Annotated in this window: 20 protein-coding genes; 12 read left to right on the top strand and 8 right to left on the bottom strand. The window is 72.2% G+C overall.

Annotation, left to right across the window (positions count from 1 at the left end):
• Positions 1 to 8: 8 nt before the first annotated feature.
• From WQ56_RS06970 to gap, 7 genes are all read right to left on the bottom strand, one after another.
• Complete coding sequence (locus WQ56_RS06970; protein ID WP_047136378.1) at positions 9 to 1,016, bottom strand: class I fructose-bisphosphate aldolase; 1,008 nt, start codon at positions 1,014 to 1,016, stop codon at positions 9 to 11.
• Between the two features lie 195 nt (positions 1,017 to 1,211).
• Entirely contained in the window at positions 1,212 to 2,702 is a 1,491-nt protein-coding gene (gene pyk, locus WQ56_RS06965) for a pyruvate kinase (RefSeq protein WP_047136377.1), read from the bottom strand.
• A 132-nt stretch (positions 2,703 to 2,834) separates the two neighbouring features.
• Positions 2,835 to 3,479: an HAD hydrolase-like protein gene (locus WQ56_RS06960; protein ID WP_047136376.1), complete on the bottom strand. Its 645-nt coding sequence runs from the start codon at positions 3,477 to 3,479 to the stop codon at positions 2,835 to 2,837.
• Complete coding sequence (locus WQ56_RS06955; protein WP_047136375.1) at positions 3,476 to 4,651, bottom strand: phosphoglycerate kinase; 1,176 nt, start codon at positions 4,649 to 4,651, stop codon at positions 3,476 to 3,478. Before WQ56_RS06955 ends, WQ56_RS06960 begins: the two co-directional genes overlap by 4 nt.
• Positions 4,652 to 4,961: 310 nt before the next feature.
• Positions 4,962 to 6,314 (bottom strand): DUF3999 domain-containing protein, encoded by a 1,353-nt coding sequence (locus WQ56_RS06950; protein ID WP_047136374.1) that lies wholly within the window; start codon positions 6,312 to 6,314, stop codon positions 4,962 to 4,964.
• Positions 6,311 to 9,034, bottom strand: coding sequence for a DUF2339 domain-containing protein (locus WQ56_RS06945; protein ID WP_047136373.1), 2,724 nt, complete (start codon positions 9,032 to 9,034; stop codon positions 6,311 to 6,313). The genes WQ56_RS06950 and WQ56_RS06945 overlap by 4 nt, the downstream gene beginning before the upstream one ends.
• 168 nt (positions 9,035 to 9,202) lie before the next feature.
• A complete protein-coding gene (gap, locus tag WQ56_RS06940; RefSeq protein ID WP_047136372.1) occupies positions 9,203 to 10,207 on the bottom strand; it encodes a type I glyceraldehyde-3-phosphate dehydrogenase in 1,005 nt (334 codons plus the stop codon).
• A 228-nt stretch (positions 10,208 to 10,435) separates the two neighbouring features.
• Here gap and WQ56_RS06935 point away from each other — a divergent pair, with 228 nt between their 5' ends.
• The 8 genes from WQ56_RS06935 (at position 10,436) to WQ56_RS06900 (ending at position 16,204) form a co-directional block, all read left to right on the top strand.
• Positions 10,436 to 11,053, top strand: coding sequence for an OmpW family outer membrane protein (locus WQ56_RS06935; RefSeq protein ID WP_047136529.1), 618 nt, complete (start codon positions 10,436 to 10,438; stop codon positions 11,051 to 11,053).
• Positions 11,054 to 11,094: 41 nt separating this feature from the next.
• On the top strand, positions 11,095 to 11,904 hold the full coding sequence (locus tag WQ56_RS06930) for a S1/P1 nuclease (RefSeq protein ID WP_047136371.1): 810 nt from the start codon (positions 11,095 to 11,097) through the stop codon (positions 11,902 to 11,904).
• Between the two features lie 76 nt (positions 11,905 to 11,980).
• The gene (locus WQ56_RS06925; RefSeq protein WP_047136370.1) at positions 11,981 to 12,844 is read left to right on the top strand and encodes an MBL fold metallo-hydrolase; all 864 of its coding nucleotides are present in this window, start codon (positions 11,981 to 11,983) and stop codon (positions 12,842 to 12,844) included.
• Between the two features lie 92 nt (positions 12,845 to 12,936).
• Complete coding sequence (locus tag WQ56_RS17680) at positions 12,937 to 13,437, top strand: molybdopterin-dependent oxidoreductase (protein ID WP_052772890.1); 501 nt, start codon at positions 12,937 to 12,939, stop codon at positions 13,435 to 13,437.
• A 19-nt stretch (positions 13,438 to 13,456) separates the two neighbouring features.
• Positions 13,457 to 14,242: a molybdate ABC transporter substrate-binding protein gene (modA, locus tag WQ56_RS06915; RefSeq protein ID WP_047136369.1), complete on the top strand. Its 786-nt coding sequence runs from the start codon at positions 13,457 to 13,459 to the stop codon at positions 14,240 to 14,242.
• An 8-nt stretch (positions 14,243 to 14,250) separates the two neighbouring features.
• Entirely contained in the window at positions 14,251 to 14,958 is a 708-nt protein-coding gene (gene modB, locus WQ56_RS06910) for a molybdate ABC transporter permease subunit (RefSeq protein WP_047136368.1), read from the top strand.
• Positions 14,955 to 15,569, top strand: coding sequence for a molybdenum ABC transporter ATP-binding protein (gene modC, locus WQ56_RS06905; RefSeq protein ID WP_047136367.1), 615 nt, complete (start codon positions 14,955 to 14,957; stop codon positions 15,567 to 15,569). The genes modB and modC overlap by 4 nt, the downstream gene beginning before the upstream one ends.
• 77 nt (positions 15,570 to 15,646) lie before the next feature.
• Entirely contained in the window at positions 15,647 to 16,204 is a 558-nt protein-coding gene (locus WQ56_RS06900) for a flavin reductase family protein (RefSeq protein ID WP_047136366.1), read from the top strand.
• A 70-nt stretch (positions 16,205 to 16,274) separates the two neighbouring features.
• On the opposite strand, the gene fhuE is transcribed toward WQ56_RS06900, so the two are convergent.
• On the bottom strand, positions 16,275 to 18,461 hold the full coding sequence (fhuE, locus tag WQ56_RS06895) for a ferric-rhodotorulic acid/ferric-coprogen receptor FhuE (RefSeq protein ID WP_047136365.1): 2,187 nt from the start codon (positions 18,459 to 18,461) through the stop codon (positions 16,275 to 16,277).
• 609 nt (positions 18,462 to 19,070) lie between these two features.
• Here fhuE and WQ56_RS06890 point away from each other — a divergent pair.
• The 4 genes from WQ56_RS06890 to WQ56_RS06875 all read left to right on the top strand — a co-directional run bounded on the left by WQ56_RS06890 (position 19,071) and on the right by WQ56_RS06875 (position 23,002).
• Positions 19,071 to 19,532 (top strand): transporter substrate-binding domain-containing protein, encoded by a 462-nt coding sequence (locus WQ56_RS06890; protein ID WP_047136364.1) that lies wholly within the window; start codon positions 19,071 to 19,073, stop codon positions 19,530 to 19,532.
• The gene (locus WQ56_RS06885; protein ID WP_047136363.1) at positions 19,529 to 20,521 is read left to right on the top strand and encodes a cation transporter; all 993 of its coding nucleotides are present in this window, start codon (positions 19,529 to 19,531) and stop codon (positions 20,519 to 20,521) included. Before WQ56_RS06890 ends, WQ56_RS06885 begins: the two co-directional genes overlap by 4 nt.
• A gap of 48 nt (positions 20,522 to 20,569) precedes the next feature.
• Positions 20,570 to 22,543 (top strand): acetyl-CoA hydrolase/transferase C-terminal domain-containing protein, encoded by a 1,974-nt coding sequence (locus WQ56_RS06880; RefSeq protein WP_047136362.1) that lies wholly within the window; start codon positions 20,570 to 20,572, stop codon positions 22,541 to 22,543.
• Positions 22,544 to 22,666: 123 nt separating this feature from the next.
• Positions 22,667 to 23,002: a BolA family protein gene (locus WQ56_RS06875; protein ID WP_047136361.1), complete on the top strand. Its 336-nt coding sequence runs from the start codon at positions 22,667 to 22,669 to the stop codon at positions 23,000 to 23,002.
• Positions 23,003 to 23,154: the final 152 nt, after the last annotated feature.

The raw sequence follows: 23,154 nt of genomic DNA, 5'->3' as shown, positions 1-23,154 counted from the left end.
GGAAGGACTCAGCCCTTCTTCCACTTGCCCTGCGCGGCCAGGCCGTTGTCACGGGCGCGCGCGAACACCGTCTCCTGCGCCTTGACGACGTTGTTGGCCAGGTCCTGCGACCACAGCTTGAGCGCGGCCTGCTGCATCGCGCGGCCGTAGGAGAACGACAGCGGCCACGGATTCGGCCCGAGACGGTTCATCGCGTCCAGGTGCGCGGTCGACTGCTCGTCGCTCTGCCCGCCCGACAGGAACACGATGCCCGGCAGGATCGCCGGCACCGCCGACTTCAGGCACATCAGCGTGGCCTCGGCGACCTCGTCGACCTCGGCGGTCTCGCCGCTGTCCTTGCCCGGCAGCACCATCGACGCCTTGAGGATCGTGCCCTCGAGCATGACGTTCTGGTTGTAGAGCGCGTCGAACAGCGCGCGCAGCGTGACCTCGGTGACCTCGTAGCAGGTCTCGATGTCGTGGCTGCCGTCCATCAGCACCTCCGGCTCCACCATCGGCACCAGGCCCTGCTCCTGGCACAGCGCGGCGTAGCGCGCGAGCGCATGGGCGTTGGCCTCGATGCAGGTGCCCGACGGGATGTCTTCGCCGATGTTGATCACCGCGCGCCACTTGGCGAACCGCGCGCCGAGCTTGTAGTACTCCTCCAGGCGCGCGCGCAGGCCGTCCAGGCCCTCGGTGACGACCTCGCCCGGGAACCCGGCGAGCGCGTGCGTGCCCTTGTCGACCTTGATGCCCGGGATCATGCCGTGCTCGCTCATGTACCTGGCGAACGGCACGCCGTCCTTGGTCGACTGGCGGATGGTCTCGTCGAACAGGATCGCGCCGCTGATGTGGTCCGACAGCTTGGGCGTGGTCAGCAGCAGCTCGCGGTAGGCGCGACGGTTCTCCTCGTTGTTCGGGATGCCCACGCCCTCGAACCGCTTGGCGATGGTGGAGGTGGACTCGTCGATCGCGATGATGCCCTTGCCCGGGGCGACCATGGCCTGGGCGATGTCTGCAAGCTGTTCGATGCTCATGTGGCGGTGACGTCCATCGGCGGGGAAAGGAGCGCGATTATAGCCCGCGGGGTCCGGGCGGGCGCCCTCGCCGCTGCGACACCGCGCGCGGAAACCGCGCGCAACGTCGGGGAAAACGTTTACAGCGCGCCGCGATCGATGCGGCTCGCATGATGCAGGGCCGGCCGGCACCGGCCCGGCCCCGCGATGCCGGCGCTACAGCTCGCCCAGTCCTTCGGCGCGGCCGTCGGCACCGACCTGCAGCAGGCGCAGCGTGTTGGTCGCGCCGTGCGTTTCCATGTGCTCGCCGCTGGTGAACACCACGCGCTCGCCCGGCCCGAGCAGGCCGGCATCGACCAGCAGGCGGATGCTGCCGCGCGCGGCCTCGCGCGGCGTCTGCCCGCGGCTGTCGTAGTTGAACGGGAACACGTCGCGCATCAGCGACATGCGCCGGCGCGCACCGTCGTGCCGGGAAAACGCATAGATCGACGCGCCGCCGCGGAAGCGCGACAGGTAGCGCGCGGTGCCGCCGGACTCGGTCATCGCGACGATCGCGCCGACGCCGACGTGCTCGGACAGGAACATCGCCGCCATCGCGATCGCATGGTCGGCGCGTTCCAGGTTGCGCTGCGCCTTCTCGAAGTCGGTGTCTTGCGCGAACTGGCGCTCGGCGCCGACGCAGACCCGCGCCATCGCCTCGACCGCGCGCACCGGATACGCGCCGGCGGCGGTCTCGGCCGAGAGCATCACTGCGTCGGTGCCGTCGATGACCGAGTTGGCGACGTCGAGCACCTCGGCGCGCGTCGGCATCGGGCTCTCGACCATCGACTGCAGCATCTGCGTCGCGGTGATCACCACCTTGTTGCGCGCCAGCGACTCGCGGATGATCTTCTTCTGCAGGCCCGGCAGCTCGGCATCGCCGATCTCGACCCCCAGGTCGCCGCGCGCGACCATCACCACGTCGCTGGCGTCGATGATCTCGGCGAGATTGTCGATCGCCTCGGTGCGTTCGATCTTCGACACCAGCGCGGCGTCGCAGCCATGCGCGCGCGCGATCGCGCGGGCCTCTTCCATGTCGGCGGCGTTGCGGCAGAACGAGACCGCGATGAAGTCGACCCCGATCTCGGCGGCCACCTTGATCAGCGCACGGTCGTGGTCGGTCAGCGCGCCCAGCGACAGGCCGCCGCCCTGCTTGTTGAGTCCCTTGCGGTTCGACAGCACGCCGTCGTTGAGCACGGTGGTGACGATGCGCACGCCCTCGACCGCGGTCACCTGCAGCTGCATCAGGCCGTCGTCGAGCAGCAGCACGTCGCCCGCCGCTACGTCGCCCGGCAGGCCCAGATAGCTGACCCCGACTTCGTCGACGGTGCCCGCAGGCGCCTCGGGATCGGCGACCAGGTCGAAGCGCGCGCCGGCGCGCAGCGTCACCTTGCCCTCGGCGAACTTCTCGATACGGATCTTCGGACCCGGCAGGTCGGCGAGGATGCCGATCTCGACGCCGGCGCGGTCGGCCGCGGCGCGCACGGCCTCGGCCCGCGCCTTCTGCGACGCGGGGTCGCCATGGGAGAAATTGAGGCGGACGGCATTGACGCCGGCGGCGATCAGCGCGTCGAGCACGCCCGGAGCGTCGGTCGCAGGACCGAGCGTGGCGAGAATGCGGGTGCGGCGTCGGTGCGCCGGGACGGGAGGCAATTCGTTGGCAGTCATTCCGCGATCTTAGTGTCCACCGGTGGTCAGGCGCATGTTGCGGGGCAACATGACCGAGGCATCCCAAGGGCGGCATGCCGCGTGCGAGCTTACTTGGAAACGCTTGCAGCGGCACGGCGGCCGCCGCCCGGATCAGCCGACCGCGGCCACCAGCGCGGCCGGCGAGTCGACGACGCGATCGGCGCCGGCCTCGCGCAGTTCGTCGGCCGAGCCGAAGCCCCACAGCACGCCGATCGCGCGCATCGCGTGCTGGCGCGCGCCCTCCATGTCCATGCGCCGGTCGCCGATCATCGTGCAGCGCGCGGCAGGCAGCGCCAGCCGCGACAGCGCCTCGGCGATCAGTTCGCGCTTGTAGCGCCGCGCGCCGTCGTCGCTGGCGCCCACGACGGTCGCGAACGCATCGCCGAACGGCAACGCCTCGACGATGCGCCGCGCGAACCGCTCGTTCTTCGAGGTGACGACCGCCAGCGTGCGGCCGTCCGCGTGCAGCGTCGCGATCGCCGCGGCCACGCCGGCATAGACGGTGTGCTCGCGCCAGCCGATCGCGTCGTAGCGATCGCGATAGACCGCGATCGCGCGCTCGATGCGGTCCGCGTCCCCGGCGAACAGCGTGTCGAAGCTGTCGCGCAGCGGCGGGCCGATCCACGGCAGCAGTTTCTCGCGCGGCAGCGGCGCGTGCCCCAGCACCTCGAGCGCATGCGCGATGCCGCCCAGGATGCCGGGCTCCGAATCGATCAGCGTGCCGTCGAGATCGAAGAACAGCGCATCCTTGTTCATGCCCCGCGCGCGTCCAGCGCGGCGACTGCCGGCAGCGTCTTGCCTTCGAGGAACTCCAGGAACGCGCCGCCGCCGGTGGAGATGTAGGACACGTCGTCGGCGATGCCGTACTTGTCGACCGCCGCCAGCGTGTCGCCGCCGCCGGCGATCGAGAACGCCTTCGACGCCGCGATCGCGCGCGCCAGTGCCTCGGTGCCGTGCCCGAAGGCGTCGAACTCGAACACGCCGACCGGGCCGTTCCAGACCACGGTGCCGGCATCGGCGATCATCGCCGCGTAGCGCTTCGCGGTGTCCGGACCGATGTCGAGGATCATGTCGTCGGCCTCGACCGCATCCACCGCCTTGACGGTCGCCGGCGCATCGGCCGCGAACGCGGGCGCCACCACGACATCAGTCGGCACCGGAATCTCGGCGCCGCGCGCCCTGGCGTCGGCCATGATCCGCTTCGCGGTGTCGATCAGGTCGGTCTCGACCAGCGACTTGCCCACGCCGTGTCCGAGCGCAGCGATGAAGGTGTTGGCGATGCCGCCGCCGACGATCAGCTGGTCGACCTTGCCGACCAGCGACGACAGCAGTTCGAGCTTGGTCGAGACCTTGCTGCCGGCGACGATCGCCAGCAGCGGGCGCGCCGGGGCGTCGAGCGCCTTGGCCAGCGCGTCGAGCTCGGCCATCAGCAGCGGGCCGCCGGCAGCCGTCTTGGCGAACCGGATCACGCCGTGCGTCGACGCCTGCGCGCGGTGCGCGGTGCCGAAGGCGTCCATGACGAACACGTCGGCGAGCGCGGCGTACTTGCGCGACAGGGCCTCGTCGTCGGCCTTCTCGCCGACGTTCATGCGGCAGTTCTCCAGCAGCACCAGCTGGCCCGGCGCGACATCGACGCCGTCGACCCAGTCGCGCACCAGCGGCACCTCGATGCCCAGCAGTTCCGACAGGCGCGCGGCGACCGGCGCCAGCGAGTCGACCTCGCTCCAGCTGCCTTCCTTCGGACGCCCCAGGTGCGAGGTCACCATGACCGCCGCGTTCTGCGCCAGGGCCTGCTGCAACGTCGGCAGCGACGCGAGGATGCGCTGGTCGGACGTGACCTTGCCGCCGTCGACGGGCACGTTGAGGTCCTGCCGGATCAGCACGCGCTTGCCGGAGAGATCGAGGTCGGTCATGCGGACGATGGTCATGGGGGACTGCACTCGCTTGGGAAGAGAGGAAAAAAGGGACGCGCCATGTCGTCCATGGCGCCGCATTGCGGCTTCGGTGCTGCTGGCCCGGCCATCCCTGGTCGGCCGGCGCGCATGAGACGGCCATTGTCCGCGCAGCCGCCTCGCGCAGGCAAACCGCATGCGCGACTGCCGCGTGTAGGAGCGCGCTTGCGCGCGAGGGCCTCCCCGGGAACGCCTTTCGCTCGCAAGCGCGCTCCTACGCTCCTTTCTCTTCGCACGAGCGCGCCGACGCCGACCGCCGCTCGCACAGCGGCCCCAAGGCTCGGCGCTACGCGGCGGTGCGCCCGCGCAGCAGGCTCAATGCGAAGCCACCGACCACGAGCACGCCGAGCAGCAGCACGCCCCACAGCGTCCAGGTCTTCCAGTCGCGCGGTTGGGGTGCGGGCTGCAGCGCGGCCTCGCCCGCCAGCGGCGTCATCGCGCCGGGCACGGCCGCAGCCGGGCGCCAGGCGGGGCCGTGCTGCGCGCGCAGCGCATCGAGCAGCGGCGCGACCGGCGCATCAGTGCGGGCGGCCCGCGCGCTGCCGGCCTGCAGCGCGTAGGGCGGCCGCCCTTCGGCGACGAACACCAGCGTCTCGGGGCGATATCCCAGGCGCAGCGTCGGCGGCGCACCATGCGACGGCGTGGCGGGCGTCAGTCGCCACTGGCGGTCGCGGACCGGCGCCGACAGCGCCAGCGGCGGCGCGCGCCGGACATCGGCGCCGGCGCCCGCCTGGAACACCACGTGATCGCTCGCGACGATGCGCCAGGGGCCGTCGTCGGCATCGCGTCGCTCGAGGGTCCAGCGCCCCGTGCCGTTGCCGGCCAGCGCGATGTCGATCCGCTCCACCGGGAACCGGCCATCGGTGCGATAGACGAGGGCGCCGCGGGCGTCGGCCGGCTGCGGCGCCGGTACCTGCCAATGCCAGGCCACCGGCTCTTGCGCCGGCGCGAGCTCGGCCTCGACCGCCTGCAGGCGCAGCGGCACGGTCGCCGCGCGCAAGGGCGTCAGGCGCAGGTAGCGTGCGTCGACCGGTCCGGGCAGCGCGATGCGCCGCTCGACCAGCCGCTGCGCGTCGCGGCGCAGGTCGAGCACGCGCACCTCGTCGTTCACGCCGCGCCACTGCCGCAGGTCGTCGGACGCCTCGACCCGGTAGGCCTGCTCGAACGGCGGCTGCGTCTCGTCCCAGCGCAGCGCGAGCGCGGTCACCGGGGCATCCAGCGCGCTGGCGTCGACGAGCACCGCGCCGGCGGCCTCGCCGCCGGGCGCGCGGAACTGCACGCGCCGCAGGCTGCCGTCGGCGTCGATCTCGCTGATCGCGGCGATGTCACCGTCGCGGTTCCCGACATCGCCGGGCAACGGGAACCAAGGCAGCTCGCGGCGCGTCGCGGCCGCCCGGGCCGCCGGCTCGGCAACGAACGCCGCCGGCACCGGCCGGCCGTCGCCATCGACGACGACCACGTCGCGCAGCGCCGGCGACCACACCCGCGCGTAGATCTCCGGCGTGAGCTCGACGCGGTAGGCGCTCGCCGACGGATCGTCGGGCGCCAGCGGCCATTGCGCCGCGAACTCGGCCTGCGCGGCTGCGACGGCGGACGCGCCCAGCAGGCAGGCGACGACGACGTGTCGGGACCGGATCATGCGGACGCTTCCTCGTTGACGGCGACGGCGCGCGGCGGCGCCGGCGCGAAGAAGCCCACGACCGTGCACAGCAGGCCGTAGGCGATGAACGAGCCGATCCCCCACAGGTTGCCCAGGTGGCCGCGATCGACGAAGACCAGCTTCGCCAGCACGACCGCCATCAGCACCGCGCCGGCCAGCCACAGCGCCCGCTGGCCGCGGCGCGAGCCGACGATCCAGCCCAGCATGCCGAGGATGCTCCAGACCACGGTGAGGCTGGTCTGGGCCAGGCTGCTGCCCGCCAGGCGCCCGTCCCACGGCGCGCCGCCCCACTGATGGGCGGCGCGCAGCGTGATCGCGGTGACGAGTGCGAACGCCAGCATCGACAGCAGGGGCACGCGCGGCGCCCGAGGCAGCGCGGGACCATCGGGCGACCACAGCCAACGGGCGAGCAGCAGCACGACCGCCGCCTGGGCCAGGTCGAGCGGGTTGAGCACCGCGATCCATGGCAGCGGCGCGCTGTCGCCGGGGTTGCCCAGTGCGGCCAGCCACCACAGCGCGAGCACGCCCAACAGCGCGCCGCGCAACGTGGTGCGCACCGGATCGAAGCGCTCCCCCAGCGGCCGCGCCAGCCAGGGCCAGCGCCACAGCGACAGCGCCGAGACGACCAGCCACGGCAGCGCCACCGCCACCGCGAACCAGCCGCCGGCCAGCCCGGCCATGCGGGCGACGTGCGCCATCAGCAGCGATACCACCAGCGGCCACAGCAACCACCACAGCAACTGGGCCGCGCGCGCGATCCGGTCCTCCCCCGCGCGCAGGCACACCAGCCCGCGGAACCCGAGCACCGCGAACGCCGCCCACGCCGGCGCGCCGTAGCCGGCGAAAGGCTGCACGTGCGCCTGCATCTGCCAGAACGCGAGCGGCGCAGCGACGAGCAGCGCGGCGAACAGCGTCGCGCCGAGGACCGCGTCGGGCCGGCGGCGATGGACCTCGGCCGCGAGCCAGCCGGTGACCGCGGCCAGCGCGAGCAGCGCGTCGGGCAGCGAGGCCGACGGCACCGCGCGCGCGAGCTCCTGGATCCACGCGCCCAGCCACCAGGCCAGCGCCCAGGCGTAGGCGATGCGCGCGACCGGCAGGCGCCCGGCCTGCCGGTAGCCGGCTGCGGTCGCCAGGCCCGACAGCGCAATCAGCAGCGCGCCGGCGAAGCCGCCGTTCACGAACGCCGGATCGGCCGGCCGCGACCACACGGTCGCCGCGAGCGCGTAGGCCACCGCAGCGGCGAGCTGCAGGCCCACACCCGAGAGCTGCGGCAGCCAGCGGCGCTGACGCAGGCCCAGCCAGACCAGCCCGGCGCCTTCGAGCGCGAACACGCAGGCGGTCGCGTGCGCCGACAGCGCCAGCGGCACGGCCAGCGTCGCGAAGCCGACCGCGAGCAGCGCATACGCCTGGCCCAGCACTGCCTCGCGCCGGCGTCGCAGCAGCGCCCAGGCCAGCGCCGCGTAGACCGCGGCCCCGCCGAGCGCACACAGCGCGAGCGCGAACCTATGTCCCTGCAGCAGGCCGGCCTGCAGCGAGAACGCCACCAGCGGGGTGCCGAAGACGAGGCAGCCGTCGACGAGGTCGCGCCTCGACGGCGGGCGGCGCCGCGCGTAGAGCAGCGGGATCGCGAGGTAGAACGCGAAGAACAACGCCAGGAACGGCTGGGTCGTGGCGAAGTCGTCCGGCGCGTAGCGCAGCACGCCCCAGAGCGTGCCGATGCCGAACGTGAAGGCGAAGCCCAGCAGGTTGAGCACGCGCCAGGCGCGGAACCACGCGATGCCCAGGATCGCGCCGTTGAGCACCGCGTAGTAGGCGAACAGCGCGACATGGCTGCCGCCGCCGGTCGACAGCCAGATCGGCGCGAGGAAGCCGGCCAGCACCGCGAACACCGCCAGCGCGCGCGCGTCCTGCAGCACCGCCAGCACGCCGGCGCCGGCGACCAGCGCCACGCTCGCGGCGAATGCGATGCCGCCCGGCAGCAGGCCGAACTGCTTGTAGGCCGCGAACACGACCAGCAACAGGATGCCGATCATTCCGCCCTGCAGGCTCAGCGCGAACGTGCGGTGGCTGTCGCGGCGCCGCCAGCCGAACGCCAGCCCGCCGATCGCCGCGGCCGCCACCGCCGCCAGCCGCAGTTCCACCGGCACCGACAGCCAGCCCTGGTCGCTGGCGTACTTGAGCAGCGCGGCGACACCGGCGAACAGCACCAGCATGCCGATCTTGACCGGCACGTTGCCGGTGGTGAACCAGCTGCGCACCCAGCGCGCGGCGCGCGCGAACGGGTCGGGGCCGGGCGGGCGCGACGGCGCCGCGGGCGCCGCTCCGGTCGGGGCAGGATCGGCGTCGCGCCAGGCCGCCCGCGGCGGCGCCGGCGGCAGCGGCGGCGGCGGCGGCGTGGACACGGGCGGGCCCGGCCACGGATCGGCCACCGGCGGCGCCCGATCGTGCCCGACGCTCGCGCCGTCGTCCGCCCACGGCGTCGCCTCGTCCCCGAGCGCCGTGTCCTCCCTGGCCTCGTCCGGCGCGTCCACCTCGGCCGTCCGCTGCGCGGCCGCGGGTGTCGGGCTCCGCAATGCATCGACCTGCGTCTCGAGCTCGGTCACGCGCCGGCGCAGGTCGAACAACGACACCAGCGCGACGATCAGCATGACCGGCACCGCGACCAGCAACGCGATGCCCAGGAGGAGCAGTGCTTCCATGGCTCGGATCCGTCCGCGCCGGCGGCGCGCATCGGCGCACCTTACCTGTACCGCCCGGAAACGGACACTCCGCGGTCGCGTCGCGATGCCGACCGGCGACGCAGGCGATGCGCAGACGAGAAGCCCCGCACGCGGCGGGGCTTCGGATCGCGCACGGGAGCGGCGGCGTTACTTGCCGGCGACCACCCGGGCCAGCTCCAGGCACTTGTTGGAGTAGCCCCACTCGTTGTCGTACCAGGCCACGAGCTTGACGAACGTCGCATCGAGCGCGATGCCGGCCTCGGCGTCGAAGATCGACGTGCGCGCGTCGCCGCGGAAGTCGGTCGCCACGACCTTGTCCTCGGTGTAGCCCAGCACGCCCTTGAGCGCGCCCTCGCTCTGGGCCTTGATCTCGGCCTTGATCTCGTCGTAGCTGGCGGGCTTCTCAAGCTCGGCGGTCAGGTCGACCACCGACACGTCCGACGTCGGCACGCGGAAGCTCATGCCGGTGAGCTTCTTGTTGAGTGAGGGGATCACCACGCCGACCGCCTTGGCCGCGCCGGTCGACGACGGGATGATGTTCTCCAGGATGCCGCGGCCGCCGCGCCAGTCCTTGTTGGACGGGCCGTCGACGGTCTTCTGGGTCGCGGTCGCCGCGTGCACGGTCGTCATCAGGCCGCGCTTGATGCCCCACTTGTCGTGGATCACCTTGGCCAGCGGCGCCAGGCAGTTGGTCGTGCACGAGGCGTTGGAGACGATCGCCTCGCCCGCGTAACTCTCGTGGTTGACGCCGAAGACGAACATCGGCGTGTCGTCCTTCGACGGCGCCGACAGGATGACCTTCTTCGCGCCGGCGTCGATATGCTTCTGCGCGGTCTCCTTGGTCAGGAACAGGCCGGTCGACTCGATGACGACCTCCGCCCCGACCGCGTCCCACTTCAGGTTGGCCGGGTCGCGTTCCTGGGTCAGGCGGATCTTCCGGCCGTTGACGACCAGCGTGTCGCCCTCGACCGAGACCTCGCCCTGGAAGCGGCCGTGCACCGAGTCGTACTGCAGCATGTAGGCCAGGTAGTCGGGCTCGAGCAGATCGTTGATCGCGACGATCTCGATCTCGCCGTCGAAGTTCTGCACCGCAGAGCGCAGCACGTTGCGGCCGATGCGGCCGAAACCGTTGATGCCAACCTTGATCGCCATGAATCCGGACTCCTGCAGCCGCGCGGGCGCGGCACGTGAAATGGGAAGGGACGCCATGCCGGCACGCGACCGGCATCGGAAACAGCCGCCCGATTCTACCGCGAGCCCCGATCGCGCGTCGTCGCGCGCTGCAAGCGCAGAACGATCGCGCCGGCGTTGATCGGGATCAAGGCGCGCCCGGCGCGACGCGCGGACACTGTCGACAGTTCCCACGAAGAGACCGCCACGATGCGTCCGCTGTCCATTGCCCTGCTCGCCCTCGCCTGCGCCGTTCCCGCCCTCCCCGCCGCCGCCCAGTCGGCCGGCGAGTGGACCGTCGCCATCGGCGCCCACAACGTCAATCCCAAGTCCGACAACGGCACGCTCGCCGACGGCACCCTGCCGCTGTCGATCGGCAGCAGCACGCGCCCGACGATCGCCGTCGAGTACTTCGTGCGCGACAACCTCGGCATCGAGGTGCTGGCCGCCACGCCGTTCCGCCACGACATCGACATCGATGGCCTGGGCCAGGTCGGCAGCACCAAGCACCTGCCGCCGACGCTGAGCCTGCAGTACCACTTCAACGGGACCGGCACCGTCTCGCCGCTGGTCGGCGTGGGCGTCAACTACACCACGTTCTTCGACGAGGAGACCCGCGGTGCGCTGGCCGGTTCGCGCCTGGCGCTGAGCAACTCCTGGGGCCTGGCCGCGCACGTCGGCGTCGACTTCAAGGTCGGCAACGGTGCGATCCGCGTCGACGCCCGCTGGATGGACATCGACAGCGACGTCCGCGTCGACGGCGCCAAGCTCGGCACCGCGAACATCGACCCGATCGCCTACGGCGCGGCGTACGTCCTGAAGTTCTGATCCACCGATCGCGGAAACGGCGCATCCGATAGAATTGCCGGATGCGCCGTCCCGTCCTGTTGTTCTGCCTGCTCGCCCTCGCGGCGGCGTCTCCGTCCGCGTTCGCCTGGGGCAAGCTGGGCCACCGCCTGGTCGCCCAGCTCGCCGAGCGCGATCTCACCCCGCAGGCCCGCGCGCAGGTCGACGCGCTGCTCGCCGGCGAGCCCGAGCCCACGCTCGGCGGCATCGCCTCCTGGGCCGACGAACTGCGCGAGCGCGATCCCGACCTCGGCCGCCGCTCGGCGAAATGGCACTACGTCAACATCGGCGAGTCGGGCTGCCGCTACGATCCCGCACGCGACTGCCCGGGCGGCGATTGCGTGGTCGAGGCGATCAAGACGCAGACCGCGATCCTGGCCGACCGCGCGCGCCCGCGCGCCGAACGCGCCGCCGCGCTGAAGTTCGTGGTGCATTTCGTCGGCGACGTGCACCAGCCGATGCACGCCGGCTACGCCCACGACAAGGGCGGCAACACCCACCAGATCAACCACCGCGGACGCGGCACCAACCTGCACGCGTTCTGGGACAGCGGCATGCTCAACGCCGCCGGCCGCAGCGACGACGCGTGGCTGGCCGACCTGCAGGCGCTGCCACCGCCCGCGCCCGACGCCCGCCTCCTGCCGCCCGCGGCGCAGGACTGGGCCCAGGCCGCTTGCCGCATCGCGGTCGCGCCCGGCGTGTACCCCGTGCGCGGCCGGCTCGGCGAAGACTACGTGGCGGCCCAGCTGCCGACCGTCGAGCGGCAGCTGCGCGACGCCGGCACCCGGCTCGGCGCGCTGCTCAACGCCGCGCTGGCGACGCCGGCCCCCTGAAGCGAAACACCGGACGCGAACCTTCGCGTCACGGCGCGGTCCTACAGTGGTCCGGCCCCGTCCGCAGGAACCGCCGATGCCGCCCGAGGTCACCCCGTTCTTCCACGTCGGCAGCAACACGTGGAGCTACGTCGTCCGCGATCCGCGATCGCACGCGGCCGCCATCGTCGATCCGGTCCTCGACTTCGATCCCGCCTCGGCGAGGACGGCCACCGTGTCGGCGGGGCATCTGCTCGCCCACGTGCGCGGCCACGACCTCGACGTGCAGTGGATCCTCGAAACGCACGCCCATGCCGACCACCTGTCGGCCGGCGACTGGCTGCGCCGGCAGCTGCCCGGCGCGCGCCTGGCGATCGGCGAGGGCATCCGCGCCGTGCAGAAGACCTTCCGCCCGATCTTCAACCTGGGCGAGCACTTCCCGGTGGACGGCTCGCAGTTCGACCACCTGTTCGCGCCCGAGGCCGAGTTTGGCGTCGGCGGCTTGGCGGCCCGCGCGATCCCGGTACCGGGCCACACCAGCGACAGCAACGCCTACCTGATCGGCGATGCGCTGTTCACCGGCGACTCGCTGTTCATGCCCGACGGCGGCACCGCGCGCTGCGACTTCCCCGGCGGCGACGCGGCGACGCTGTACCGGTCGATCCTGCGGCTGTTCGCCCTGCCGGACGCGACCCGCGTGTTCGTCTGCCACGACTACGGCCCGGGCGGCCGGCCGGTGGCCTGCGAGACGACGATCGGCGCCCAGCGGCGCGAGAACATCCACGTGCGCGACGGGATCGACGAGGCGACGTTCGTCGCGATGCGCACCGCCCGCGACGCGACGCTCGCGATGCCGGCGCTGCTGCTGCCGTCGGTGCAGACCAACCTGCGCGCCGGCGCGCTGCCCGAGCCGGAGGCCAACGGCGTGCGCTACCTCAAGCTGCCGATCGACGCGCTGTAGCGGTGCGCCCCCGACCCGCACGGCGCGATGCGGTTTACCGTTCACCGCGCCACCGTTATTCTCCTGTGTACATAACGAGCGGACCTGCCGCGATGATCCTGCCCCGCCGCCTGCTGCCGGCCCTGCTGTTGCCGCTGTGCACGGCCGCCGCCGCGCAGGGCCCGGACGCGCATGCCCACGCATCGCCGCCGCCCGCCGCCTCGCCGCAGGTCGTGCCGCTCGACGCGGCCGCGCGGGCGACGCTGCAGCGCCGCGAATTGGCCGTCGACGACCACGGACGCCCGCGCCGCTGCGAGGGCGTGTCGCTGGCCGGGCTTCTGCGGGCCAGCGGTGCGATGCCCGATGCGCCGCAGCACGGCGGCCCGCCCGACCGCTACGTGCTGGTGACCGCGCGCGACGGCTATCGCGCGCTGTTCTCGCTGGCCGAGCTCGACCCCACGCTCGGCGACCGGATCGTCCTGCTGGCCGACCGCTGCAACGGCCGGCCGCTCGACGCGGCCGACGGCCCGCTGCGGCTGCTGGTCGCCGACGACGCACGTGCGGCCCGCAGCGTGCGCCAGGTCGAGCGCATCGTCGTCGTCACCGCCCCCTGACCCCCTCCCGGACCCCGCCATGATCAATCCACTCCCCCGCCGTCTCCGCGCCTGGCTGCTGACGGCCGCGCTCGTGGTCGCGACGCTGCCCGCATTCGCGCAGTCGCCGCTGACGGTGTTCGCGGCCGCCAGCCTCAAGGAATCGCTCGATGCCGCCGCCGCGCAGTACGAGCGCGAGACCGGCCAGCCGGTGCGCGTGTCGTACGCGGCCAGCTCGGCGCTGGCCCGCCAGATCGAGCAGCGCGCGCCGGCCGACGTGTTCGTGTCCGCCGACCTCGAATGGATGGACTGGCTGGCGCAGCGCAAGCTGATCGATCCCGGATCGCGCCGCAACCTGCTGGGCAACAGCCTGGTGCTGGTCGCGCCGGCCGGCAGCCGTGCGCAGCCGTTCGCGCTGGACGCGCGCAGCGACCTGCTGCCGCTGCTGGGCGAGCGCGGTCGCCTGTCGCTGGCGCTGGTCGCCAGCGTGCCCGCCGGCAAGTACGCCAAGGCCGCGTTCGAGTCCTTCGGCACCTGGGACGCGCTGCGGCCGCGCGTCGCCGAGTCCGACAGCGTGCGCGCGGCGCTGGCGCTGGTCGCCCGCGGCGAGGCGCCGCTGGGGGTCGTCTACGGCAGCGACGCGCGCGCCGAGCCGCGGGTCAAGGTGCTGGCCACGTTCCCGGCCGACAGCCACCCCGAGATCGTCTACCCGGTCGCACGCGTGGCGGCGAGCGGCCAGCCGCACCAGGCCGATGCGTTCGTGCGCTGGCTCGACGGCGACGCGGCGTCGGAGATCTTCCGCCGCCACGGCTTCACGATCCGCTGAGACGCGCGGTGTCGCCGAGCCCCTGGTTCGCCTTCGGACCCGACGAACTCGTCGCGATCCGGCTGAGCCTCAAGGTCGCGACCGCGGCCGCGCTGGGCAGCCTGCCGTTCGGCATCGCGGTGGCGTGGCTGCTCGCGCGCCGGCGCTTCTTCGGCAAGTCGCTGCTCGACGCGCTGGTGCACCTGCCGCTGGTGCTGCCGCCGGTCGTGGTGGGCTACGCGCTGCTGGTGGTGCTCGGCGGCAACGGCCCGGTCGGCCTGTGGCTCGACGACACGTTCGGCATCAGCGTCGCGTTCCGCTGGACCGGGGCCGCGCTGGCCAGCGCGCTGATGGGCTTTCCGCTGATGGTGCGCACGATCCGGCTGTCGATCGAGAACGTCGACCGCCGGCTCGAGCAGGCGGCCGCGACACTGGGCGCCGGCCCCTGGCGCGTGTTCCTGACGATCACGCTGCCGCTGGCCTGGCCCGGTCTCGTCGCCGGCGCGGTCCTCGCGTTCGCCAAGGCGCTGGGCGAGTTCGGCGCGACGATCACCTTCGTCTCCAACATCCCCGGCGAGACGCAGACGATGTCCTCGGCGATCTACGGCCTGATGCAGGTGCCCGGCGGCGAGGCCGGCATCTGGCGACTGGCGCTGGTCGCGGTCGCGATCTCGCTGGCGGCCCTGCTGGCGTCCGAATGGCTGGTCCGTCGCCAGCGCGGGGGCCGCGAGGCATGAGCCTGGCGATCGACATCCGGCTGCGCCTGGGCGGCTTCGCGCGCGACGTGCGCATCGATGCCGACCAGCGCGTGGTCGCGCTGACCGGCCCGTCCGGTTCGGGCAAGACCAGCGTGCTCAACGCGATCGCCGGCCTGGTGCGTCCGCAGGCCGGGCGCATCGAGATCGACGGCCGCGTGCTGTTCGACAGCGCGCGTCGGATCGACCTGCCCGCGCACCGGCGGCGCGTGGGCTACGTGTTCCAGGACGCCCGGCTGTTCCCGCACCTGGACGTCCAGCGCAACCTGGGCTACGGCCGCCATGCCGGTCCGCAGGCGTTCGCGCTGGACCAGGTGGTCGAGCTGCTCGGCATCGGCCACCTGCTCGCACGGCGCCCGGCGCACCTGTCGGGCGGCGAGGCGCAGCGCGTCGCGATCGGCCGCGCGCTGCTCTCGCAGCCGGCGGTGCTGCTGTTCGACGAGCCGCTGTCGGCGCTCGACCAGGCGCGCCGCGAGGAACTGATTCCCTGGCTGCAGCGCGTGCGCGACGAGGTCCGCCTACCGATGCTCTACGTCAGCCACACCACCGACGACGTGCGTCGGCTCGCCGAGGCGGTGCACATCTTCGACTGAGGCGCCGGACGCGGCTTCGCGTGCGATCGACGCGGATTGCGCTAGACATCGCGTCGTCCCATGCAGACGAGACGCCGATGCCGACCCGCCGCAAGCAGGCCCTGCCCGTCGACCGCGCCCGGACGTTGCTCGAGCCCGGACCGGTCGTGCTGCTGTCCACCGCCCATCGCGGCGAGCGCGGCATCATGACGCTGGGCTGGCACATGATGCTCGGCTACGACCTCATCGGCACCTACCTCTGGCAGGCCAACCGCAGCCACGCGCTGGCGAAACGCAGCCGCGAATGCGTGATCAACCTGCCGACCGACGACCTGCTCGACACCGTCGTGGGCATCGGCAACTGCAGCGGCCGCGACGGCGACAAGTTCGAACGCTTCGGACTGACCGCGCTCGACGCCGACGAGGTCGACGCGCCGCTGATCGGCGAATGCCACGCGAACTTCGAATGCCGGTTGCACGAGACGCGGATCACCGCCGACTACCCGCTGTTCGTCTGGCGCATCGTCCGCGCCCACGTCGCCCCACGGCCCAGATGGCCGCGCACGGTGCACTACCGCGGCGACGGCCGCTTCATGATCGCCGGCCCGACGCGCTCGCGCCGCGCGCTGTTCCGGCCGGACATGCTCGACCAGTGAAGCGCCGCACGGGCGTCGCGGTTGTCGCGACGCCCCGTGCGAAGCGCCGGCAACGTGCCGGCGCGTGGGCTCAGAAGTTGTAGGTGAACGTCAGCTGCCCGTTGCGCTTTTCGCCGTAGGCGCCGTAGCCGTTGACCTGCGCGTAGTACATCTTGTTCAGCAGGTTGTTGGCGTTGAGCTGCACGCTGAACTGCGGCGCCAGGCGATAGCGCACGAAGGCGTTGACCAGCGCGTAGCTCGACTGCTCGAACCGGCCGTAGGCGGGCACCGGGTAATGGATGCCGTTCTGCCAGTTCACGCCGCCGCCGAGCGTGAGCTCCGACGCGCTGCGCGGCGTGTAGCTGGTGAACGCCTTGATCGTGGACTGCGGCAGGCGTGGATTGATGTCTGCGCCGTCGGCATCCTTGGCCACGTAGCGCGAGGCGCCGAAGGTCGCGTTCCAGCCCGGCGCCAGCTCGCCGTTGAGCTCGAACTCGAAGCCGCGGCTGACCGTGCCGCGCGCGGCGACGGAAGCGAACTCGCCCGGACGCGAAGGGATCGGCTGGCTGGTCGTCTGCGCCACGTTGTCCTGCTCGATGCGGAACACCGCAAGCGAGGCGTTGAGCCGGTTGTCGAACCACGCGCCCTTGACGCCCACCTCGTAGCTCTTGCCGTCGACCGGATCGAGATAGCGATCGTTGATGTCGCGCGCGACCTGCGGCTGGAAGATCTCGGTGTAGCTGGCGTAGGTCGACCAGGTGTCGTCGATGTCGAACACCAGGCCGGCGTACGGGGTCACGGCATCGTGCTTGCGGTCGGCGCCTTCGCCCTCGCTTTCCCACTCGCTGTAGCGCGCACCGACGATGAGCTTGAGCGGATCGGCCAGCGACAGGCGCGTGGCGGCGTAGCCGGCCTTCTGGGTGATCGTGCCCGCGCTCTGCAGCGGCAGCGGGTTCCAGTCGGGCTGTGCGATGTCGCCGGTCCAGCCGAGGTAGCTGTCGAACGGGTCCCAGGGCAGGCTGTTGCCGGCTGCGTCCTTGCCGCCGACCTGGTAGTCGCCGTAGTTGGCGTACTCGCGTTGGTTGTAGCTCAGCCCGGCCATGAACTGGTGTTCGCGGCCGAAGGCCTGAAACGGCCCGTCCACGTAGCCGTCCAGGCCGTCGACCTTGCGGTGCGTGTTGTAGAAGCCCGCCGACGGCGAGACGCCCGCGCCGGTGACGGGGTCGAAGTTCGACGCACCGGTCGCCCAGTCGTTGTAGGCCGGGTAGAAGAGCTTGTCGTCGGCGTCGGTCTTGTCGTGGGTCGCGCCGACCTTGAGCTTCCAGCCGTTGGCGAAGGCGTGCTGCAGCGTCGCGAACGCGCGCTTGCTGGTCGTGTCCCAGTAGGTCCAGTCGGGCGAGGGATTGAACGAGACCGGGTAGTCGGTCGAGCTGCCGTCGGAGAACACCATCGGGAACCCGCCCCAGGTCGCCCCGTTCGCGCGCTTGTGCTGGTAGTCGTAGCCCACGCTGAGCTGCGTGTCGGGCGTGAGATCGGCATCGATCACGACGTAGCCCAGCTGCTTGCGCTGGCTGTAGCGCTCCATCTGCGCGTCGGTCTCCAGATAGCTGCCGATCGCGCGGGCGCGCACCGTGCCGCTGGCATTGAGCGGCGTGGTCACGTCGACGGTGGTGCGGTTGCGGCCCCACTCGCCGACGTTGAGCGACACGCTGCCGGTGAGCTCCGCGCTGTCGGCATGCTTGCGGATCAGGTTGACCGAGGCCGACGGATTGCCCGCCCCGCTCAGCAGGCCGGTCGCGCCGCGCACGATCTCCACGCGGTCATACAGCGCCAGGTCCAGCCCCGAATCGCCGTAGCTCCAGTTCTGCACCATCTGCGTCGGCAGCCCGTCGAACTGGTAGCTGTCGATGTAGAAGCCGCGCGCGTAGAACTCGGTGCGCTCGCTGTCGGACTGCGTGCTGCTCACGCCGGTGGTGTTCTGCAGCACGTCGATGACGTCGTCGAGGTTCTGGTCGGCGATGCGCTCGTGGCTGATGATGCTGACCGACTGCGGGATCTCGCGCGCGGTCAGGTCGAAGCGCGTGCCGGCCGACGTCCGGCGCACCGAATAGCCCTCCGCGCGTTCGCCCTTGACCTGCAGGCCGTCGAGCGTGGTGACCCGGTCCGCGGCATCGTCCGCGATCGCGCCGGAGGCGAAGGTCAGGGAGGACAACGCGACGAGCGTCGCGCAGGCGAGCGGCGCCCGCCGGACGGGGGCGGAATGCGGGGAACGGGACATGGCGGTTCTTCGGTTCGTGGTGGGGATTGCGCCGGGGCCGGCTCGCTGCCGCGGCCGGCCGGCGTCGCGCAAGGACAACCGCCCTGCAGCCCGCCAATGTTAACGATTCTCAATCAATATGACCATCGAAGACTGATGCCGGCGCCAGAATCGATGGCGCGCCCCACCCGGCGCCGGTGGCGCCGACCTCCCCCGCACGCGGGGGAGATGGCCGGAGCTCCGACCCAGCTCTCCGCTCCGCCGCGGAATAGCGTCCAGTGCCCGCCGGGTGCCGCGCCGACCAAGCGGATCGGGCCGCGACTCGGCGCGGTACCCGGCGGGCACACGCGAGCACATCGTCCCGACCCCGAGCACGACGCAGCCGAAAAAAGCATCGGGCCGATGTACAGCGCGTCCACCCAGCGGTCGCGACCCAGCTCTTCGCCCCGCCGCGGAACAGCGTCCAGTGCCCGCCGGGTGCGGGCCGACCAAGCGGATATCGGGCCGCGACTCGGCGCGGTACCCGGCGGGCACACGCGCACATCGCCCGCTTCCCGTTGCCCGTGAGCAACGCATCTCGAATCTCCCCATCCACGTCGCGTGCACACCCATTGGCCGATAACGCCGCCCATGTTCATCCGCACCTGGCTCGCCCTGCTCCTGTTGTCTCTGGCTGCCTGCAACGGCTACCCGCGCGACACCGAGGGCAGCAGCGAACGCGCGCGCGAGACGATGCGCGTCGGCGTCAGTCACGATCCGCCGTTCGTCGAGCTGCGCGCCGGCCACGACCCCACCGGCAGCGAGATCGAACTCGTCCAGGCCTTCGCCCGCGACCGCGGCTACACCGTCGAATGGATCGCCGACGGCCACGACGAGCTCATGACCGCGCTGCTCGACTACCGCCTGCACATGGTCGTCGGCGGACACACCGACGACTCCCCGTGGAAGGACGTCGGCTGGTCGCGCGACTTCGTGCTGCGCGACCCCGACGGCACCCTCGCCCGGCGCAGGTTCGCATTGCCGCCCGGCGAGAATGCCTGGCAGCTCACGCTCGATCGCTACCTCCATACCCGCGAGCGCATGCTGCGATGAGCACCGCCCACGACCGCCCGCAGCCCCCACCCGCCCAGCGCGCGCCCGATCCGCTCGGACCCGCGCAGCAGCGCGACCTCCAGCGCGCCGCCCGCCTGTGCTGGTGGTCGCTCGGGCTGCTGGGCGCGGTGTCGGTGATGATGTATTTCGCGATGGGCGGCTCCCAGGCGATGCAGACCGCCCTGGTCGAGGACCTGCTCAGCCTGCTGCCCCCGGCCGCGTTCCTCATCGCGCTGCGCTTCCGCGCCCGCGGCATCGACCGCACCTACATCAACGGCCGCGAGCGCGCGTTCGACATCACCTTCCTCGCCTCCTCGGTCGCCCTGACCGGCATGGGCGCGCTGCTGGTGCTCGACGGCCTGCACGTACTGGTCACGCAGACGCGCCCCGTCGTCGGCACCGTCGTCATCGGCGACCACGTCCTGTGGCAGGGCTGGCTGATGATCGCGGCCCTCGCGGTCTCGGCCCTACCGCCGGTGATCCTCGGCCGCATGAAGCTCAAGGTGGCCCTGGCGCTGTCGTCCAAGCCGCTCTACACCGACGCCGACATGAACAAGGCCGACTGGATGACCGCGCTGGCCGGCATCGCCGGCGTGGTCGGCATCGGCTTCGGGCTGTGGTGGGCCGACGCCGCCGCTGCGATCTTCATCGCCATCGAGGTGCTGCGCGACGGCGTGCGCAACCTGCGCAACGCCGTGCGCGACATGCACGACGCCCGCCCGCAGCATGCCGACCGCAGCGACCACGACCCGCTGCCGGCCCAGGTCTGCGAGGCGGTGTCCGCGCTCGACGGCGTGCGGTCGTGCCGCGTGCGCTTCCACGAGGAGGGCCTGCGGCTGTCGGGTGTGGTGTACCTCGACACCGCCGACGGCACGGTCGGCGCGGCCATGGCGCAGGCGGTGCGCGAGACGGCGCAGGCCGTGCACTGGCGGATCGACGAGGTCACCGCGACCGCCGCGCCGCCGCCGCGCCAGGGCCCGCCTGCCTGAGACCGCCGACGCGCCCGCCGCCGGTCGCGCGTCCGGTAGGCTTGCCGCATGACGCTCCATCTCCACGACCTCGACGCGGCCGTCGCCCACATCCGTGCCCACGTCGACGGCCCGCTGCACGTCGGCGCGCCGCTGGGCATCGGCAAGCCGCACCGCCTGCTCAACGCGCTCTATCACGCCGCGCTCGCCGATCCCACGCGCCCGCTCGCGCTCTATACCGCGCTGTCGCTCGATCCGCCGTCGGGCGGTGCCGATCTGGAAGGCCGCTTCATCGGTCCGTTCGCACGGCGGCATTTCGGCGAGGACTTCGTGCGGCTCGCGTACGTCGAGGCGCTGCGCCGCGACGCGCTGCCGCCGCACGTCAGCGTCGAGGAGTTCTACATGCAGTCCGGCGCGATGCTGGGCTCGACCCAGGCCCAACGCCGCTACGCCAGCCTGAACTACACGCACGTCGCCCGCGCCCTCGTCGACCGCGGCGTCAACGTGCTGGTGCAGAAGGTCGCCGCCAGCGAGGACGGCGCCCACCTGTCGCTGTCGTCGAACACCGACCTGACGTTCGACACGATCGACGCGCTCGTGGCCGCCGGTCACCCGCGCCCTCTGGTCGTGGCCGAAATCGATCCGGAACTGCCGTGGCTGGGCGGAACCGCCGTGGTCGACGCCGCGTTCTTCGACATCGTCGTGACCCCGCCACCGCCGTACCCGCGACTGTTCGGCCTGCCCCGGCAACCGGTGTCGGACGCCGACTATGCGATCGGCTTCCATGCCAGCGCGCTGGTCCGCGACGGCGGCACGCTGCAGATCGGCATCGGCGCGCTGGCCGACGCGCTGTGCCACGCGCTGGCGCTGCGCCACACCGACAACGCCGCCTACCGACGTGTGCTGCACGCGCTCGACCCGGGCCTGGCCACGCATCCGGCGGTCGTCGCCTGCGGCGGCCTCGACCCGTTCGAGACCGGCCTGTACGGCTGCAGCGAGATGATCAACGAGGGCTTCAAGCGGCTCGTCGAGGTCGGCGTGATCCGCCGCAAGGTCGTCGACAAGGCCGCGCTGATGCGCCGGGCCAACGATGGCAGCGCCAGTGCGCTGGACCGGGAACTGATCGAACGCGACGGCGAGTTCCTGCACGGCGCGTTCTACCTCGGCTCGCCGGACTTCTACGCCTGGCTTCGCGGCCTCGACGACGACACGCGCCGTGGCATCGGCATGAAGCGCGTGGGCGAGGTCAACGAGCTCTACGGGCTCGACGAAGGCCTGGAACGGTTGCAGCGCCGCGAAGCGCGCTTCTTCAACAGCTGCATGATGGCGACCGCGCTCGGCGCCGCGGTCTCCGACGCGCTCGACGACGGCCGCGTGGTCTCGGGCGTGGGCGGGCAGTACAACTTCGTCGCGATGGCGCACGCGCTGCCCGACGCGCGCTCGGCGCTGCTGCTGCGCGCCACGCGCGAGACCCGCGGCCGCCGCGAACCGAACATCCGCTGGAACTACGGCCACACGACGATCCCGCGGCACCTGCGCGACCTCTACATCACCGAGTACGGGATCGCCGACGTGCGCGGCGCGACCGACGAGGACTGCGTGCTGGCGATGGCGCGCGTGGCCGACGCCGAGCACCAGCCGGCGCTGCTCGACCGCGCCCGCGCCGCGGGCAAGCTCGATCCGCGCTTCGTCCGGCCGCCGGCCTGGGAACGCAACACCGCCGCGCGCCTGCGCGACGCGCTGGCCCCGCTGCGCCGCGACGGCACGCTGCCGGCCTATCCGCTGGGCAGCGATTTCGACGCGGTCGAGCAGCGCCTGCTGGCGGCGCTGGGCTGGCTCAAGTCGGCCACGGCCACCCGCGGCGGCAAGCTGCGCACCGTGTTCATGGCGCTGCGCGCGGGCCGCACCGGCGACACCGCCGCGCTGCAACGCATGGCGCTCGACGCGCCGCGGGGGCTGCAGGAACGCTTGCTGGCGCGCCTGCTCGCGCTGGCGCTGCGCAGGACCGCGGCCGATGCCGCGCCCCCCGTGCCCGGCGGCTGACCGACCCGGCGACCATTCACGAAGTCGCCGGCCGTGCGTCGCCTGACGATCGATGCGCCCAGGGATTGCAATGCCCCGCATCGCCGCCATCATGACGGAAGCCCCCGCTTCCCTGCCGATGCCATGACCACGCGAGCCGACCACCTGCGCGACGCCCTCGCCGCCCTGCAGCCCAGCCACCTGGAGGTGCACGACGAGAGCCACATGCACAGCCGCGGGCTCGAGACGCACTACAAGGCGGTGATCGTCAGCGAGGCGTTCGCGGGCAAGCGCGCGATCCAGCGCCACCAGCTGGTCTACCGCACGCTGGGCGAGCAGATGCAGCGCATCCACGCGCTGGCGCTGCACACCTTCACCCCGGACGAATGGGCCGCCGAGGCACAGGTGCCCGATTCGCCGACCTGCCGCGGCGGCAGCAAGCACGACCTGAACAAAGCGGCCACGCCCGAGGCATCCTGACGTCCACCGCCCCTGCGCAGAAAAAGTCGTTCTCCCGAGCTTCGGCGAAGAACCAGAAAAAAGGCCCGCTTGCGCGGGCCTTCGTGTATCGGGACAACTGCGGCGCTCAGAGCGCCCGGGCCGCCTCGACGATCTTCTCGACGGTGATGCCG

It is taken from the genome of Luteimonas sp. FCS-9 (assembly GCF_001014645.1).
Taxonomy (GTDB): Bacteria; Pseudomonadota; Gammaproteobacteria; order Xanthomonadales; family Xanthomonadaceae; genus Luteimonas.
This window is presented reverse-complemented; position numbering and strand designations above follow the sequence as displayed.